The organism is Curvibacter sp. EU05-FHT14A10 (genome assembly GCF_058791075.1).
In genome coordinates, this window is the sequence record NZ_JBYTDE010000005.1 from 423,783 (window position 1) to 439,044 (window position 15,262).

The 15,262-nt window shown below is 67.0% G+C and carries 15 protein-coding genes; 2 read left to right on the forward strand and 13 right to left on the reverse strand.

Annotated features, from left to right (window positions below):
- Positions 1-13: 13 nt before the first annotated feature.
- From AC3WUT_RS12630 to AC3WUT_RS12660, 7 genes are read right to left on the reverse strand one after another with little or no spacing between them, the layout of a single operon-like run.
- Positions 14-2,029 (reverse strand): acetyl/propionyl/methylcrotonyl-CoA carboxylase subunit alpha, encoded by a 2,016-nt coding sequence (locus AC3WUT_RS12630; protein WP_492347413.1) that lies wholly within the window; start codon positions 2,027-2,029, stop codon positions 14-16.
- A 16-nt stretch (positions 2,030-2,045) separates the two neighbouring features.
- Positions 2,046-3,242 (reverse strand): alpha/beta hydrolase family protein, encoded by a 1,197-nt coding sequence (locus tag AC3WUT_RS12635; RefSeq protein ID WP_492347414.1) that lies wholly within the window; start codon positions 3,240-3,242, stop codon positions 2,046-2,048.
- 3 nt (positions 3,243-3,245) lie between these two features.
- On the reverse strand, positions 3,246-4,034 hold the full coding sequence (locus tag AC3WUT_RS12640; protein ID WP_492347415.1) for an enoyl-CoA hydratase/isomerase family protein: 789 nt from the start codon (positions 4,032-4,034) through the stop codon (positions 3,246-3,248).
- Positions 4,022-4,423 (reverse strand): type II toxin-antitoxin system VapC family toxin, encoded by a 402-nt coding sequence (gene vapC, locus AC3WUT_RS12645; RefSeq protein ID WP_492347416.1) that lies wholly within the window; start codon positions 4,421-4,423, stop codon positions 4,022-4,024. Before vapC ends, AC3WUT_RS12640 begins: the two co-directional genes overlap by 13 nt.
- Complete coding sequence (locus tag AC3WUT_RS12650) at positions 4,420-4,722, reverse strand: type II toxin-antitoxin system VapB family antitoxin (RefSeq protein WP_492347417.1); 303 nt, start codon at positions 4,720-4,722, stop codon at positions 4,420-4,422. Before AC3WUT_RS12650 ends, vapC begins: the two co-directional genes overlap by 4 nt.
- A gap of 41 nt (positions 4,723-4,763) precedes the next feature.
- The gene (locus AC3WUT_RS12655) at positions 4,764-6,368 is read right to left on the reverse strand and encodes a carboxyl transferase domain-containing protein (protein WP_492347418.1); all 1,605 of its coding nucleotides are present in this window, start codon (positions 6,366-6,368) and stop codon (positions 4,764-4,766) included.
- A 7-nt stretch (positions 6,369-6,375) separates the two neighbouring features.
- Positions 6,376-8,100, reverse strand: coding sequence for an AMP-binding protein (locus AC3WUT_RS12660; RefSeq protein ID WP_492347419.1), 1,725 nt, complete (start codon positions 8,098-8,100; stop codon positions 6,376-6,378).
- 124 nt (positions 8,101-8,224) lie between these two features.
- Between AC3WUT_RS12660 and AC3WUT_RS12665 the strand changes: the two genes are divergently transcribed.
- A complete protein-coding gene (locus AC3WUT_RS12665; RefSeq protein ID WP_492347420.1) occupies positions 8,225-9,268 on the forward strand; it encodes an AraC family transcriptional regulator in 1,044 nt (347 codons plus the stop codon).
- Positions 9,269-9,376: 108 nt separating this feature from the next.
- Positions 9,377-10,054 carry a glutathione S-transferase family protein gene (locus AC3WUT_RS12670; RefSeq protein WP_492347421.1) on the forward strand — a complete coding sequence of 226 codons (678 nt, stop codon included), beginning with the start codon at positions 9,377-9,379 and terminating at the stop codon, positions 10,052-10,054.
- A gap of 280 nt (positions 10,055-10,334) precedes the next feature.
- Here AC3WUT_RS12670 and AC3WUT_RS12675 read toward each other — a convergent pair whose 3' ends face one another.
- From AC3WUT_RS12675 to AC3WUT_RS12700, 6 genes are all read right to left on the reverse strand, one after another.
- A complete protein-coding gene (locus tag AC3WUT_RS12675; protein WP_492347449.1) occupies positions 10,335-11,000 on the reverse strand; it encodes an HAD family hydrolase in 666 nt (221 codons plus the stop codon).
- A gap of 31 nt (positions 11,001-11,031) precedes the next feature.
- Positions 11,032-11,475: a YchJ family protein gene (locus AC3WUT_RS12680; RefSeq protein WP_492347422.1), complete on the reverse strand. Its 444-nt coding sequence runs from the start codon at positions 11,473-11,475 to the stop codon at positions 11,032-11,034.
- A 79-nt stretch (positions 11,476-11,554) separates the two neighbouring features.
- On the reverse strand, positions 11,555-12,685 hold the full coding sequence (locus AC3WUT_RS12685) for an acyl-CoA dehydrogenase family protein (RefSeq protein WP_492347423.1): 1,131 nt from the start codon (positions 12,683-12,685) through the stop codon (positions 11,555-11,557).
- Between the two features lie 48 nt (positions 12,686-12,733).
- Complete coding sequence (locus AC3WUT_RS12690) at positions 12,734-13,402, reverse strand: SDR family oxidoreductase (protein WP_492347424.1); 669 nt, start codon at positions 13,400-13,402, stop codon at positions 12,734-12,736.
- A 31-nt stretch (positions 13,403-13,433) separates the two neighbouring features.
- The gene (locus AC3WUT_RS12695) at positions 13,434-14,057 is read right to left on the reverse strand and encodes a pyridoxamine 5'-phosphate oxidase family protein (RefSeq protein WP_492347425.1); all 624 of its coding nucleotides are present in this window, start codon (positions 14,055-14,057) and stop codon (positions 13,434-13,436) included.
- A gap of 19 nt (positions 14,058-14,076) precedes the next feature.
- A complete protein-coding gene (locus AC3WUT_RS12700; protein ID WP_492347426.1) occupies positions 14,077-15,258 on the reverse strand; it encodes an acetyl-CoA C-acyltransferase in 1,182 nt (393 codons plus the stop codon).
- Positions 15,259-15,262 lie beyond the last annotated feature (4 nt).

A 15,262-nucleotide genomic window follows, 5' to 3' on the forward strand; every position in this document is an offset into this window, starting at 1 on the left:
AGTCACACGCCGGTCAGGCGGCCACCTTGACTGCGGTGGCCACCTCCAGGCGCAGCAGTTCGGCACCATCGCTGACCTGATCGCCTGGGGCATAGAGCAGCTCCTGCACCGTGCCATCGGAAGGCGCCGCGATGGTGTGCTCCATCTTCATGGCCTCCATCACCGCCAGGGGCTGGCCCTTGCGGACCACATCGCCGGGCTTGACGGCAAAGGACACCACCTTGCCCGGCATGGGCGCCGTCAGTCGACCGCCCTCGCCATGGCTGTCGCCGGCATGGGCCAGCAGATCGATCACAGTGATCTGGGAGGCCCCCTCGGCCGCAAAGACATGGGCCACCTCACCCTGGACATCAACTTGCACCACGGTGCGCCGGCCACCGAACTCGAGCAGCAAACCGGGGGCGGCGTGGCGCCAGCTCAGCGGGGTGGTGCTGTCGCCCATCGACACTTGCAGCTGGCCATCGTGCCCGTAGGTGAGGCGGGCCTCACAGGGTTCACCATGGAACTCGAACGCGAAGCGGCGCACGGTCTCGCCATGCGAGCGCCAGCCGTCGCGACGGCTGAAGGGATCGGCACCCGCCAAGGCCTGCTCCGAAGCCAGGGTCTGGGCCACCACGGCGGCGGCCACCAGGGTCAGCCCCAAAGGCTCCTGCTTGAACAGGACCGCCTGCTCACGCTGGATCAGGGCCGTGTCGAGCTGGGCCCCCGCGAACGACGGGCTGCGCACCACATGGCGCAAGAACTGGACATTGGTGGCCAGGCCGACGATGTGGGTCTGGGCCAGTGCGGTGTCAAGACGCGCCAGCGCCTCTTCGCGGGTGGCGCCGTGCACGATCAGCTTGGCCACCATGGAGTCGTAGAACGGGCTGATGGCGTCGCCCTGGCGCACGCCATCGTCGATGCGCACCGTGCCGCGCTCAAAGCTGGTGCTGGCTGGCTTGCGGTAGATGTCGAGGCGCCCGGTGGCCGGCAGAAACTGGTTGTCGGGGTTCTCGGCACAGATACGGGCTTCGATCGCATGGCCCTGGATGCGCAGCTCGGACTGCTGCAAAGGCAGCGGCTCGCCGCTGGCCACGCGCAACTGCCACTCGACCAGATCCAGGCCCGTGATGGCCTCGGTGACCGGGTGCTCCACCTGCAGGCGGGTGTTCATCTCCATGAAGAAGAAGTCCATGCGACCGTCAGGCCGCTGCTCAACGATGAACTCGACCGTGCCGGCGCCCACGTACTGCACCGCCTTGGCGGCCGCCACGGCGGCCGCCCCCATTTGCTGGCGCATGATCTCGCTCATGCCGGGGGCCGGGGCCTCTTCGAGCACCTTTTGATGGCGGCGCTGCACCGAGCAATCACGCTCGAACAGGTACACGCACTGGCCATGGGTGTCGCCAAACACCTGGATCTCGATGTGGCGCGGGCGCTGCACGTATTTCTCGATCAGCACCGCGTCGTCACCAAAGCTGTTGATGGCCTCGCGTTGGCACGAGGCCAGCGCGGCGGCGAAGTCTTCAGCCCGTTCGACGGCACGCATGCCCTTGCCGCCACCGCCAGCGCTGGCCTTGATCAGCACCGGGTAGCCGATGCGGTCGGCCTCGCGCTGCAGCAACTCGGGGTTCTGGTCGGCGCCATGGTAGCCGGGCACCAGGGGCACGCCGGCCTTTTCCATCAGCTGCTTGGACTCGGCCTTGAGGCCCATGGCCTTGATGGCCGAGGCCGGCGGGCCGATGAAGACCAGACCGGCGGCCGCGCAGGCCTGGGCAAAGTCTTCGTTCTCACTGAGAAAGCCATAGCCTGGATGGATGGCCTCGGCGCCCGTGGCCTTGGCGGCCTCCAGGATGCGCTCCCAGCGCAGGTAACTGTCCTTGGGCGCGCTGCCGCCCACATGCACGGCCTCATCACAGGCGGCCACATGCTTGGCCTGGGCGTCGGCGTCAGAGTAGACCGCCACGGTCTTGATGCCCATGCGGCGGGCGGTGGCGGCGACGCGGCACGCGATCTCCCCCCGGTTTGCAATCAGAATTTTCTTGAACATACGGTGGTCTCCAAAATCACGGTGCCCAGACGACCTGATCGTCCACGGCGTACAACTTGCAGGTTTGGCCTTTGCGGGCCTGACAAAAGCCCAGCGCGCGGCCCACGGCCCAGTCGCCCGTGGCCCACCCCACGTTGCCCGTGGGGCCGATGGCGAAGGCGCGGGGCGCCGGGGCGGCGAGGAATTTGCGGTAGAAGCCCTCGCGAGCGCTGTCGCTGATGGGCACCTCGTTCACAGCGTCGACGCGGTGTTGGCCCTGTGCAACAGGCACCGTGGGCACCCCCGATCGGGTGAAGCCCAGCTTGGCCAGGTAGGCCTCCACCAGGGGCACCCAGTGGTCCATGTCTGCATTCATGCCGTTGTGGCCGTCCTTGCCCGATGCCGGCAGGGTGTGGAACGCCACCTGGCCGCCACCGGCCGTCCAGGCCTGTTGCCAGCGGCGGGGATGGTCCTCGCCCCAGTAAAGGTCATTGGCCCAATAAAGCCACAGCATGGGCACCTGGGCCTGTCGGGCCTGGGCCTCCCAGGCCTTGGCAACCACCGCCGGGCCGCAGGGATTGCCGGGACGGCGCTCGGGGTCGCCACCGGTGCCCCCCGAAAAATTGATGCCGCCTACCAACCCGGCGGGGTGGCGCGCCACCGTGGCCACAGCGGTCAGCCCCCCCACAGACTGGCCCATGACCAGCCAGCGCGAGGTGTCGATGTCGGGTTGGCTCTGGGCATAGGCCAGGGTCGCCAGCACCTGATCCGAGGCGGCCTTGGCCATGGGTTCGATGCGCATGCCATTGCAGTTGCCGCTGTCTTCGGGGTCGAAGTCGCCGTAGGTTTCCCAATAGCCCAGGCGGGTGGGCAGCATCACGGCAAAGCCTTTGGTGACCAGGTAGCGCGCCAGGTGCTCGTAGCGCTGGCGCCCCTGCTGGGCGCGCTTGTCGCGGGTGGCCCGGCCGTGGTTGAGGATCACCAGTGGGTGCGGGCCCGCGCCCACGGGCCGGAACACCGTGATGGGAATCTGACGCGTTTCCTGACGACCGTACAGGTCACTCACCGTGACGGGAATGTGCTGTATCTCTTCACGGAGATCGGCCGCGAGTACAGGCTCGGCCGGCGCTGCGGCGGCGGGGGTCTGCGCCCTGGCCTGGCCCAACGGGCCCAGGGCGAGCATCAACAGGCCGGCTTGGCCCAGAAGACGCAAACGTGTCGTCAGGCACCCCATGGCTCAACCCAGAAGCCAGTTCGGCTTGCGCTTTTGCAGAAAGGACTGGATGCCCTCGCGCCCTTCGGGGCTGACGCGCACATCGGCAATGCGCTCGACGGTGGCGGCGATCAGCGTCGCGTCGATGTCGTGCCCGGCCACGTCGTGCACCAGGCGCTTGCTCAGGCGCACGGCCTCGGGGCCGGCCGCCAGCAGGGCCGCCGTGACGGCGTCCACCCGGGCGTCCAGAGCATCCGCCGCCGCCACCTCATGAATGAAGCCGATGCGCAGGGCTTCGGCAGCGCTGAAACGCTCGGCCGTCAGAAAGTAGCGGTGGGCCGCGCGGGCGCCCATGGCCCGGATCACGTAGGGGCTGATGGTGGCGGGGATCAGGCCCAGTTTGACCTCGCTGAGGCAGTAATGCGCCGTGTCGACACTGATGGCCACATCACAGGCCGCGACCAGACCGGTGCCGCCGGCATAGACATCGCCCTGCACCCGGGCCACGGTGGGCTTGGGGCAGGCGTAGATCACGCGCAGCATCTCGGCCAGTTGCCCAGCATCAGCCAGGTTCTGCTCGCGGCTGTAGTCGGCCATGCTGCGCATCCAGTTCAGGTCGGCCCCGGCGCAGAAGGCCGGGCCCTGGCCGGCCAGCACGATGGCCCGGACCTCGGGGAGCAGTCCCAGATCGCGGAAGGCCTGGGTGAGCTCGGCGATCACGGTCTCGTTGAAGGCGTTGCGTACGTCGGGGCGGTTCAGGGTGACACGGGCCACGGGGCCGATGTCGACGGTGATGGTGCTCAGCGCGGCCATGTGGGGAGTCCTCTCAAAGTTTCGAACACGTCAAAATCTGCATCGCGGTGCAGTAGTTGGTGGCCATGGTGGATGCAGAAGCTGGCCAGCAGAATGTCGATGGGGCTGCGGATGGTGATGCTTCGTGCACGCAACTTGCGGTACTCGCGGGCCGCCAGCAGGGCGGCCGACGAGCCGCCCAACTGGACCTGCGGCAGACTGCCCAGGTAGTGCTCGGCCAACTCCAGCGCGCGCCCCGAACGAAAACCGCGCAACACCTCGAACATCACCAAGTCGGCCACCGCAATGTCACCACGATTGCCCTGCAGCAATGCCCTCAAGGCCTCGACAGCCCGGTTGCTGCGGCCTGCAAAGAAATCGATCCAGACACTGGAATCCACCAGAATCACGGGCGCCGCCTTTTGACTGGACGAGCCACGGCAGGCGTCGTCTTGTAGGCCGGAGCGGGCGTTTCTGCGACGGCCATGGCCGCGCCATGCTGGCTTGCCGTCTGGGCTGATGCCTCAGCCCAGCCCTCATCGGAATCATCCCAGTGCAACTGACCTTGCAGGGCCAGCAGGCCGTCGTAGATTTCTTTGCGCGCCAGCAGGCGCAAGCCGGCCTCCACAGCCTCTTTTTTGGTCTTGAACGCCCCGGCCGCCATGGCCCGCGCCAGCAGTTCGTCGTTGATGTCGATGTTGGTTCGCACAGGCGGCCTCGAATGTGTATGGATTCAGAAAAATATACACATCACATGCGGAAGACACCAAATCGAGTGTCTTCGATCGGCGCATTGCGGGCGGTCGACAGGCCCAGGGCCAGCACGCGGCGGGTGTCGGCGGGGTCGATCACGCCATCGTCCCACAGGCGGGCGGTGGCGTAGTAGGGGTGGCCCTGGTCTTCGTACTGCTGGCGAATCGGGGCCTTGAAAGCTTCCTCTTCGTCAGCGCTCCATTGGCCGCCCTTGGCCTCGATGCCATCGCGCTTGACGGTGGCCAGCACGCTGGCCGCCTGTTCGCCGCCCATGACGCTGATGCGGGCGTTGGGCCACATCCACAGAAAGCGCGGGCTGTAGGCCCGGCCGCACATGCCGTAGTTGCCGGCGCCAAAGCTGCCGCCAATGATGATGGTGAACTTGGGTACGCTGGCGGTGGCCACGGCCGTGACCATCTTGGCACCGTTGCGGGCGATGCCTTCGTTCTCGTACTTGCGGCCCACCATGAAACCGGTGATGTTCTGCAGGAACACCAGCGGGATCTTGCGCTGACAGCACAGCTCGATGAAGTGGGCGCCCTTGAGCGCCGACTCGGAGAACAGGATGCCGTTGTTGGCAATGATGCCCACGGGCATGCCTTCGATGCGGGCAAAGCCGGTGACCAGGGTGGTGCCGAAGCGGGCCTTGAACTCGTCGAACTCGCTGTCGTCCACGACGCGGGCGATGATTTCGCGCACATCAAAGGGCTTGCGAGTGTCGGTGGGGATCACGCCATACAGCTCGCTGGCCTCGAAGCGTGGCGGCTTGGCCGCGTCGGTGGGCAGCGGGTCGGCCTTGCGGGCGTTCAGGTTTTTGACGGCCTGGCGGGCCAGCGCCAGGGCGTGCAGGTCGTTCTGCGCCAGGTGATCAGCCACGCCCGAAAGGCGGGTGTGCACATCGCCCCCGCCCAGGTCTTCGGCCGTGACCACTTCGCCGGTCGCCGCCTTCACCAGGGGCGGGCCGCCCAGAAAGATGGTGCCCTGGTTCTTGACGATGATGGTCTCGTCGCTCATGGCGGGCACATAGGCACCGCCGGCCGTGCAACTGCCCATCACCACCGCGATCTGCGAGATGCCCTGGGCGCTCATGTTGGCCTGGTTGAAGAAGATGCGGCCAAAGTGGTCACGGTCGGGGAACACCTCGTCCTGATTGGGCAGGTTGGCGCCCCCCGAGTCGACCAGGTAGATGCAGGTGAGGTGGTTCTGCGCTGCGATCTCCTGGGCCCGCAGGTGCTTTTTCACCGTCATGGGGTAGTAGGTGCCGCCCTTGACAGTGGCATCGTTGCACACGATCAGGCAGTCCACGCCATTGACGCGGCCAATGCCGGTGATGACACCGGCGCAGGGTGCCGCATCGCCATACATGGCGTGGGCCGCCAGCGGGCTCAGCTCCAGAAAGGGCGTGCCGGGGTCCAGCAGCATCTGCACCCGCTCGCGCGGCAGCAGCTTGCCGCGGGCCGTGTGCTTGGCGCGGGCGGCCTCGCCGCCACCAGCCGCCGCCCTGGCGACCTGCACGGCCAGGTCATCGACCACAGTGCGCATGGCGCTGGCATTGGCCAGGAACTCGGCCGAACGGGGGTTGAGTTTGCTTTCAAGAATCATGGGGGCCTCAGGCGGTCTTGGTTTCTTCAAGACCCAGTTGGGTCTTCATCTCGTCGCGGATCTTGAACTTCTGGATCTTGCCGGTGACGGTCATGGGGAAGCCGGATACAAATCGAATGTAGTGCGGCACTTTGTAGTGGGCGATCTGGCCTTTGCAAAAGGCTCGCAGTTCGTCCTCGGACAAAGTCTGGCCGGGCTTGACCACCACCCAGGCACACAGTTGCTCGCCATATTGGTGGTCGGGCACGCCCACCACCTGCACATCCTGCACCTTGGGGTGGCGGTAGAGAAACTCTTCGATCTCGCGCGGGTAGATGTTCTCGCCGCCCCGGATCACCATGTCCTTGATGCGGCCAACGATGTTGACGTAGCCCTCGGCGTCCATGGTGGCGAGGTCGCCGGTGTGCATCCAGCCGTCGGCATCGATGGCCTCGCGGGTCTTTTCCTCGTCATCCCAGTAGCCATGCATGACCGAGTAGCCACGCGTGCAGAGCTCGCCCGAGCTGCCGCGGGGCTGGGTCGCACCGGTTTCGGGGTTGACGATTCTGACCTCCAGGTGCGGCTGCACCAGGCCCACGGTGCTGACGCGCTTTTCCAGCGGCGTGTCGGTGCTGCTCTGGCAGCTGACGGGACTGGTCTCGGTCATGCCGTAGGCGATGGTGATCTGGCCCAGGTGCATGTCGGCCACCACGCGCTTCATCACCTCGATCGGGCAAGGCGAGCCGGCCATGATGCCGGTGCGCAGGGTGTGCAGATCGAACTCTTTGAAGCGGGGGTGGTCCAGCTCGGCAATGAACATGGTGGGCACGCCGTGCAGGCCGGTGCATCGCTCATCCTGCACCGCCTGCAACACGGTCAGGGGATCGAAACCATCGTTGGGGTAGACGATGGTGGCGCCGTGGGTGAGGCAGGCCAGGTTGCCCAGCACCATGCCGAAGCAGTGGTACAGCGGCACGGGGATGCACAGGCGGTCGTCGGGCGTGAGCTTCATGGCCTCGCCGATGAAGAAGCCGTTGTTGAGGATGTTGCGATGGGTCAGCGTGGCCCCCTTGGGAAATCCGGTGGTCCCGCTGGTGAACTGGATGTTGATGGGCTGGGTGGCCTTGAGCGTGGCCGCAAACGAGGGCAGTCGCGGATCAAACCGGTCACCGCGGGCCAGCAGGCTGGAGAAACGCAGCATGCCGGGCTCGTCAGCCCCCTCGCCTTCGACATCGATCCAGAGGACGTTGCGCAACTCAGGCAGGCGCTTGGCCTGCAGCTGGCCGGGGACACTGGTGGCCAGTTCGGGCGCCAGCTCACGCAGCATGCCCAGGTAGTCGCTGGTCTTGAAGCGGGCCATGCTGACCAGGGCCTTGCAGCCCACTTTGTTGAGCGCGTATTCGACCTCGGAGGTGCGGTAGGCCGGGTTGATGTTGACCAGCACCAGGCCCACTTTGGCCGTGGCCAGTTGCATCAACACCCATTCGGCGTTGTTGTGCGACCAGATACCGACGCGGTCGCCGACGGTGAGGTTCAGCCCCAGCAAGGCGCTGGCCAGTTGGTTCACCTCAGCCTGCAACTGGCGGTAGGTGTAACGGCGACCCTGGTGCAGGCTGACCAGGGCTTCGCGATCGGGGTGGCGCTCGACCATGGCATCGAAGAAATCACCCAGGGTGTCTTCGATGAGGGCGGTGTCGGTGCGACCCTGGGCGTAGCTCAGGGCCACCGGTGCGGCGGTATCGGCTGGGACCATGTGTTTGTCTCCTCTGACGGGGTGGCGCCCTCAGGGGACGCCGCTCCGCAGGATACGTCGGCGACTCGAAAATGCCGAGGCCAAGAAGGTTGCAAATCACGCCACTGACCGGCACACTTACCGCATGTCGCCCGAGCCCCGCCGCCCCCCCTTGCCTGCGCCACAACAGGCGGCCACCCCCATGGCCTTTGTGCAGGCCATTCTCCAAGCCTATGAACGACGCGGCCTGACGCCCGATCGGGCCTTGAAGGCGGCACAAATCACGCCAGATGAGACCCTGGATGCTCAAAAAAGGGTCACCGCCTTGCAGTTCGAGCTGTTGTCGGGTGCCGCCATGCAGGAGCTGGACGATGAGGCCCTGGGCTGGTTCGGACGGCGCCTGCCTTGGGGCAGCTACGGCATGCTGGCCCGGGCCTCGATCAGCGCGCCGTCGCTGGGCGTGGCACTGAAGCGCTGGTGCCGGCACCACGGCCTGATTGCCGACGACATCACACTGAACCTGAGCGTGCAAGGCCGGCACAGCAGCCTCACCATCACCGAGCACCGCGACCTGGGCGAACTGCGCGAATTCTGTCTGGTGTCGGTGCTGCGCAATGTCCACGGCCTGGCCTGCTGGCTGATCGACTCGCGTCTGCCGCTGCAGCAAGCGGCGTTCCCCCTGGCCGCGCCAGCCCATGCCGAGGTCTATCCCCTGTTGTTTCCGGGGCCGGTGGCCTTTGGTGCCGCCCAGGCCGGCATCCATTTCGACGCCCGCTACCTGGAGATGCCGCTGCGGCGCGACGAAGCCGCGCTCAAACAAATGCTGCAGCGCGCCCTGCCCTTGACCGTGCTGCAATACCGGCGCGACCGGCTGCTGGTGCAGCGGGTGCGCCAGTTGCTGGCCCGCCAGCCGCAGGACACTCAAAGCGCCGAGGCGCTGGCGCACTGGCTGCACATCTCGCCGCGCACCCTGCACCGGCAGCTCAAGGACGAAGGCGCCACCTTGCAGGCCCTGAAAGACGAGGTGCGCCGCGAGCGCGCCACCGAGTTGCTGCTGCGCACCAGCCGCCCCATCAAGCAAGTGGCCGAGGCGGCGGGCTTTCGCAACGAGAAAAGCTTCATGCGGGCCTTTCGCGACTGGACGGGGCAATCGCCGGCGGAGTTCCGGCGCCAGGCCGGCGCCGGCTGAAGTCCCAACGTCACCGTGGCCGGATTTGCACCGGCCGTGGCACACCACGGCTGGCGGGTGCCGCTACGCTGTGGGCAGCGAACGCATCACCCCAGGAGACACACCCCCATGATCACGCTGCATCACTGCGTCAGTGCCCGTTCATTCCGCCCCCTGTGGATGCTGGAGGAACTGGCCCTGCCCTACCGTTTGCGCATGCTGCCCTTTCCACCCCGGGTGTGGCAGCGCGAGTTCCTGGCGGACAACCCGCTGGGCACCGTGCCCTTGCTGGAGGACGGCGCCGTGCGCATGACCGAGTCGGCAGCCATCTGCCAGTACCTGACCAGCCGTGTGCCGGGCACCCCACTGGCGGTGACGCCCGACGAGCCTGACTACGCCCCTTGGCTGAACTGGTTGCACCAAGGCGAGGCCACCCTGACCTTTCCGCAGACCCTGGTCCTGCGCTATGGCCGATTCGAGCCGCCCGAGCGGCGCCAGCCCCAGGTCGTGGAGGATTACAGCCGCTGGTTTCTGGCCCGGCTCAAGGCGGTGGACGCGGCGCTGGCCACGGGTGCCCCCTGGCTGTGTGGGGGCCGATTCACGGCCGCCGACGTGTCGGTGGGTTACGCCTTGATGGTGGCCAGCCACCTGGGCCTGTTGGAACGCATGAGCCCGGCCATCCAGGCCTACTGGCAGCGCCTGCAGGATCGGCCGGCCTTCGTCCGCGCCCTGGCGGCGCAACACCAGGCCGCCCTGGATCAGGGCGTGCCAACCACCCCGGCCCCTGAGACGGGGCCACCTGTCTGAAGCTAGGGCCTGTTAACACTGATTTCGCCGGATGCGTTGGAGATCCAAAAGGCCTAGCGCCAGGCGCCAACCGCCGCTGGGTCGGTGACCCAGCGAGGATTGGCAACGCCGCGATCGGCCTTTTGGGCTCCAACCCGAAGGGAAGCCGGCTGGCCAAGCGCCACTCGGCGTTGCGTGTCTTGCCCAGACGCCCGGTCTGGGCGGCGACACGCGCCTTGATTGGCGCTTGGCCAGCAGGCTTCGCACCGGCGAAATCAGTGTTAACAGGCCCCAGGCCGGCTCAGCAGCCCAACAAAGCTGGCAGCTCGGCCATGCTGCGGAACACCTGCACCGCCCCCGCGGCCAACAAGGCGTCGCGGCTGTCGTGCAGGGTCTGGGCGGGCAGGTAGGCGAACACGGTGGCCCCGGCGGCCACGCCTGCCGTGACCCCGGTGACCGTGTCCTCAACCACGGCGCAACGGCGCGGGTCGGCCTGCAGATGGTCAGCCGCGGCCAGGTAGACATCCGGGGCGGGCTTGCTGCGCGGCATTTCGTGGCCGCTGAAAATGCGGCCCTCGAAATAAGGGCTCAGGCCCACCTTGTCGAGTTGCAGATTGACCTTGAACCGGTCTGCCCCCGAGGCGCAGGCGATGCGCCCCTGATGGTGGGCATGCACCCGCTCGACCGCACCATGCACATGCTCGACGGCGGTGAGCCGCTCGTTCAGGGCCGCATTGCGCCGGGCATAGAACTCGGCCATCCAGGCGTCGGTCAGGGGTTTTCCGGTGCGGGCCTCGATGTTGGCCCGCTCGTCACGTACGGCCTTGCCCACAAAGACACGGAAGCACTCTTCGGCACTCATCACCCAGCCCGACTCTTCGAGCATGTCGCGCAGCAGGCCATTGGTGATGGGCTCGCTGTCCACCAGCACACCATCGCAGTCGAACAACACCGCATCAAATCGCATCATGGTTGAACTCCAAAATTCAAGACTGGCTTCAAGAGGGGCGGTCGGCTGGGAACTCGCCATCCACGTAATACCAGCGGGGCAAGCCCGGGCCATCGGCCACAGGCCGGGTTTCGCGCACAAAGCGACTGCGTTCATGCAGGCGCACCGCCCGGCCCTGCTCACGGTAGCGGGCCACGAACTCGACCTGGGCCCGATCGCCATCGGGCCAATGGCCGCGCAGCGCCAGGCCCAGCCAGCGCGGCGCGGGTTCGAAGTCCAACTCGGTGGGCCGGGTGTCAGGGTGCCAGGTGGCCAGCAGGTACTCGCGCCGCTGCAGCACAAAGGCGCTGTAGCGTGAGCGCATCAGGCTTTCGGCATCGGGCGCGGGTGCGTGATCAAAGTGGTCGACATAGCGGCCACAGCAATCCGCCCAGGCCAGAGGGCGGCTGCGAGGGTCCAGGCGACCGCAGGGGCAGGGATCAGAGGGGGCCATCACATTGACAGGCCGTTGCCGGCCAGGGCAAAGGCCCGGATTCTACGAGACGGCGGCCGGGGCGGCCGCCCCAGGGGTATCAGGCCAGGGCGCGCTGGATGATGATCTTCTGCACGTCGCTGGTGCCTTCGTAGATCTGGCACACGCGCACGTCGCGGTAAATGCGTTCCAGTGGAAAGTCTTTCACGTAGCCGTAGCCCCCCAGGGTCTGGATGGCCGCGCTGCAGACCTTCTCCGCCATTTCGCTGGCAAACAGCTTGGCCATGGCGGCCTCCTTGAGACAGGGGCGGCCGGCGTCGCGCAAGGCGGCGGCGTGCCAAATCAGCTGCCGGGCCGCCTCCAGTTGGGTGGCGCAGTCGGCCAGGCGAAAGCCCACCGCCTGGTGGTTGAAGATGGCCGTGCCAAAGCTCTCGCGCTGCTTGGCGTAGTCCACCGCCACTTCGAAGGCGCTTCGCGCCATGCCCAGGCTTTGCGCCGCAATGCCGATGCGCCCGCCTTCCAGGGCCGACAGGGCGATCTTGTAGCCCTCGCCTTCGGCCCCGATCAGGTTCTCGGCCGGGATGCGGCAGTGGTCGAAATTGATCTGGGCCGTGTCGCTGCTGTGCTGGCCCAGCTTGTCCTCCAGCCGAGCCACGACGTAGCCTGGGTTGTCGGTGGGCACCAGAAAAGCGCTCATGCCACGCTTGCCGGCCCCTTTGTCCGTGACCGCGATCACGATGGCCACATGGCCGTTCTGACCACTGGTGATGAACTGCTTGACGCCATGGATGACGTAGTCGTCGCCTTGCTTGACCGCGGTGGTGCGCAGGGCCGAGGCATCGCTGCCCACATGGGGTTCGGTCAGGCAGAAAGCGCCCAGCATGTGCCCCTGGGCCAGGGGCACCAGCCACTGCTGCTTCTGGGCCTCGTTGCCATAGCGCATCAGGATGGCGTTGACCGGGCAATTGGTAACGCTGATGGCGGTGCTGGTGCCGCCGTCGCCCGCGGCCACCTCTTCAAGCACCAGGGCCAGGCTCACATAGTCGAGCTCGGCGCCGCCATAGGCCTCAGGCACGCAGATGCCATAGGCCCCCAGCGCGGCCAGGCCCTGATGGGCCTCTTTGGGAAAGTGGTGCTCGCGGTCCCAGCGGGCGGCATGGGGCCAGAGTTGCTCGCGGGCGAAGTCGCGCACGGCGTCGCGGATCATTTCCTGGTCTTGGGTCAACAGCATTCTTGTCTCCTGGATCGTTGTTCTGGGGTGCTCCGGCTGGCGGAGGGTTTACCAATGGCTGGCGCGGCGGCCGTCGTGGTGCAGCAGGCGCCCCCGGTCGGCCTGGGTGAGGCCGGCCAGGGTGCGGCGCAGGCCCTGCACGCTTTGCTCAACCGTCAGCGGAGCGGACTCGCCGCCCATGTCGGTGCGCACCCAGCCCGGGTCGATGGTGACCAGGGTGGCGCGCGGGTAATCGTGCTGGGCCGCGGCCACCGCCATGTTGAGTGCGGCCTTGCTGACGCGGTACAGCCAGGCACTGCTGTTGGGCACGCTGCCGATCTGGCTCATGGCGCTGGAGATGGCGGCAAACACACCGCCCGCCTCTTCGACCATGGGCATGACCTGGGGCAGCACCTGCATGGCGCCCAGCACGTTGGGATGCATGACGGCATCGAAGTGCTCACGCGTGGGCGGTGAGAGCGCATTGCCGCGATCCATGACACCGGCCACATACAGGGCCAGGTCGATCTTTTCACCATCCAGCTGCCACGACAGGCCACTGACGCTGGCCGGATCGGCCACGTCCAGCTTGAGCACCTGGGCGCCCAGCGTTTGCAGTTGGCTGCGCGCGGCCTCGCTGCGCACGGTGGCAATGACGCGCTCGCCGGCCGCCAGCGCCTGGCGGGCCAGTTCCAGGCCCAGGCCGCGGGAAGCGCCGATGATCAAGGTGGTGCTCATGGGAATGCTCCGTGAAACACGGCCTCGGGCTTCAACCCAGGCCTTCCTGTTGCAATTGGGCCTGGTAGCGGGCCACCATCTCGGCCTGTGATTCGGGCGCGGTGGCCAGACCGATCTGGTCATGCAGCATCTCGCCCAGGGTGGGCAGCACGCTGCGCGGCTGCTGCGCCTCGGGCCGCCACAGGCGCGAACGCATGAGCGCTTTGGCGCAATGAAGGTAGGCCTCTTGCACCTGCACCTCGATGACCAGCCTGGGCGGCTGACGCCCTTCGGAAAAGCGTTGGGTGAACTCGGCCTCGTCGCGCAGGCGGGCCTGCCCATTGATGCGCAGGGTTTCGTCCACCCCCGGGATCATGAACAGCAGGCCGATGCGTGGGTCATGCACCAGGTTCTGCAAGGTATCGAGGCGGTTGTTGCCTGAGGAATCCGGCAACAGCAGGGTGTGCTCATCCAGCGTGTGCACAAAGCCGGGGGCGCCGCCACGCGGCGAGGCGTCCATCCACTGCCCCGGGGCGCCTGCGGAGGCCAGCACGCAAAAAGGCGACAGGCTGATGAAGCGCCGCGCGTGCCGGTCGAGTTGCGCCATCTGCTTGAGGCGCGGGCGCTCGGCCGGCGCTGGGTACAGCGCACGCAGTTGCTCCAGGGTACGGATCATGGAACGCCTCAGACGCGGGTCAGAGCAGTTCGACCGCCATGGCCGTGGCCTCGCCACCACCGATGCACAGGGTGGCCAGGCCGCGCTTCTTGCCGCGGGCCTTCAAGGCATGCAGCAGCGTGACGATGATGCGGGCACCGCTGGCCCCGATGGGGTGGCCCAGGGCGCAGGCCCCACCATGGACGTTGACGATGTCGTGCGGCAGTTTCAACTCAGTCATCAGTGCCATGGGCACCACGGCAAAAGCCTCGTTGATTTCCCAGAGGTCCACCTGGTCGGCCGACCAGCCGGCCTTGGCCAGGGCCTTTTGAGTGGCTCCCAGCGGAGCGGTGGCAAACCATTCGGGCTCCTGGGCGTGGGTGGCATGGCTGACGATGCGGGCCAGGGGTTGGCAGCCCAGCTTCTGAGCGGTGGACGCGCGCATCATCACCAGGGCGGCGGCACCATCGTTGATCGACGAGCTGGAGGCGGCGGTGATGGTGCCGTCCTTCTTGAACGCGGGCTTCAGGCCGGGGATCTTGTCGAGCTTGACCTTGCCCGGGCCCTCATCCACCGAGATCACGGTCTCGCCGGCCCGCGACTTGACCGTGACGGGGGCGATTTCGGCCGCAAAGGCGCCGGATTCGGTGGCGGCCTTGGCGCGCTGCACGCTGGTGACGGCGAAGTGGTCCTGCTGTTCACGTGTGAAGCTGTATTTGGCGGCACAGTCTTCGCCGAAAGTGCCCATGGAGCGGCCGGGTTCGTAGGCGTCTTCCAGGCCGTCGAGCATCATGTGGTCAAAGATACGGTCGTGGCCCATGCGGTAGCCGCCCCGGCCCTTTTGCAGCAGGTAGGGGGCGTTGGTCATGCTTTCCATGCCGCCGGCCACCATCACGTCATGGGTGCCGGCCAGCAGCATGTCATGCGCGAACATGGCGGCCTTCATGCCCGAACCGCACATCTTGGACAGGGTGACGGCCCCGGCCCCCTTGGGCAGACCGCCCTTGAACGCGGCCTGGCGGGCCGGGGCCTGGCCCTGGCCTGCCATCAGGCAGTTGCCGAACAGCACCTCACCCACCGCATCGGGGGAGACGCCCGCGCGCTCGATGGCCGCACGGATGGCGACGCCGCCCAGATCGTGGGCCGCGAGGCTGCTGAAGTCGCCCTGGAAGCTGCCCATGGGGGTACGGGCGGCGCCGACGATGACGATGGATTCGGACATGTTG

Bases quoted from the DNA above. Each gene is read 5' to 3' on its own strand.
- AC3WUT_RS12630 (WP_492347413.1), bottom strand. From the start codon at position 2,029: ATGTTCAAGAAAATTCTGATTGCAAACCGGGGGGAGATCGCGTGCCGC.
- AC3WUT_RS12635 (WP_492347414.1), bottom strand. From the start codon at position 3,242: ATGGGGTGCCTGACGACACGTTTGCGTCTTCTGGGCCAAGCCGGCCTG.
- AC3WUT_RS12640 (WP_492347415.1), bottom strand. From the start codon at position 4,034: ATGGCCGCGCTGAGCACCATCACCGTCGACATCGGCCCCGTGGCCCGT.
- AC3WUT_RS12655 (WP_492347418.1), bottom strand. From the start codon at position 6,368: ATGATTCTTGAAAGCAAACTCAACCCCCGTTCGGCCGAGTTCCTGGCC.
- AC3WUT_RS12660 (WP_492347419.1), bottom strand. From the start codon at position 8,100: ATGGTCCCAGCCGATACCGCCGCACCGGTGGCCCTGAGCTACGCCCAG.
- AC3WUT_RS12665 (WP_492347420.1), top strand. From the start codon at position 8,225: ATGTCGCCCGAGCCCCGCCGCCCCCCCTTGCCTGCGCCACAACAGGCG.
- AC3WUT_RS12670 (WP_492347421.1), top strand. From the start codon at position 9,377: ATGATCACGCTGCATCACTGCGTCAGTGCCCGTTCATTCCGCCCCCTG.
- AC3WUT_RS12675 (WP_492347449.1), bottom strand. From the start codon at position 11,000: ATGCGATTTGATGCGGTGTTGTTCGACTGCGATGGTGTGCTGGTGGAC.
- AC3WUT_RS12680 (WP_492347422.1), bottom strand. From the start codon at position 11,475: ATGGCCCCCTCTGATCCCTGCCCCTGCGGTCGCCTGGACCCTCGCAGC.
- AC3WUT_RS12685 (WP_492347423.1), bottom strand. From the start codon at position 12,685: ATGCTGTTGACCCAAGACCAGGAAATGATCCGCGACGCCGTGCGCGAC.
- AC3WUT_RS12690 (WP_492347424.1), bottom strand. From the start codon at position 13,402: ATGAGCACCACCTTGATCATCGGCGCTTCCCGCGGCCTGGGCCTGGAA.
- AC3WUT_RS12695 (WP_492347425.1), bottom strand. From the start codon at position 14,057: ATGATCCGTACCCTGGAGCAACTGCGTGCGCTGTACCCAGCGCCGGCC.
- AC3WUT_RS12700 (WP_492347426.1), bottom strand. From the start codon at position 15,258: ATGTCCGAATCCATCGTCATCGTCGGCGCCGCCCGTACCCCCATGGGC.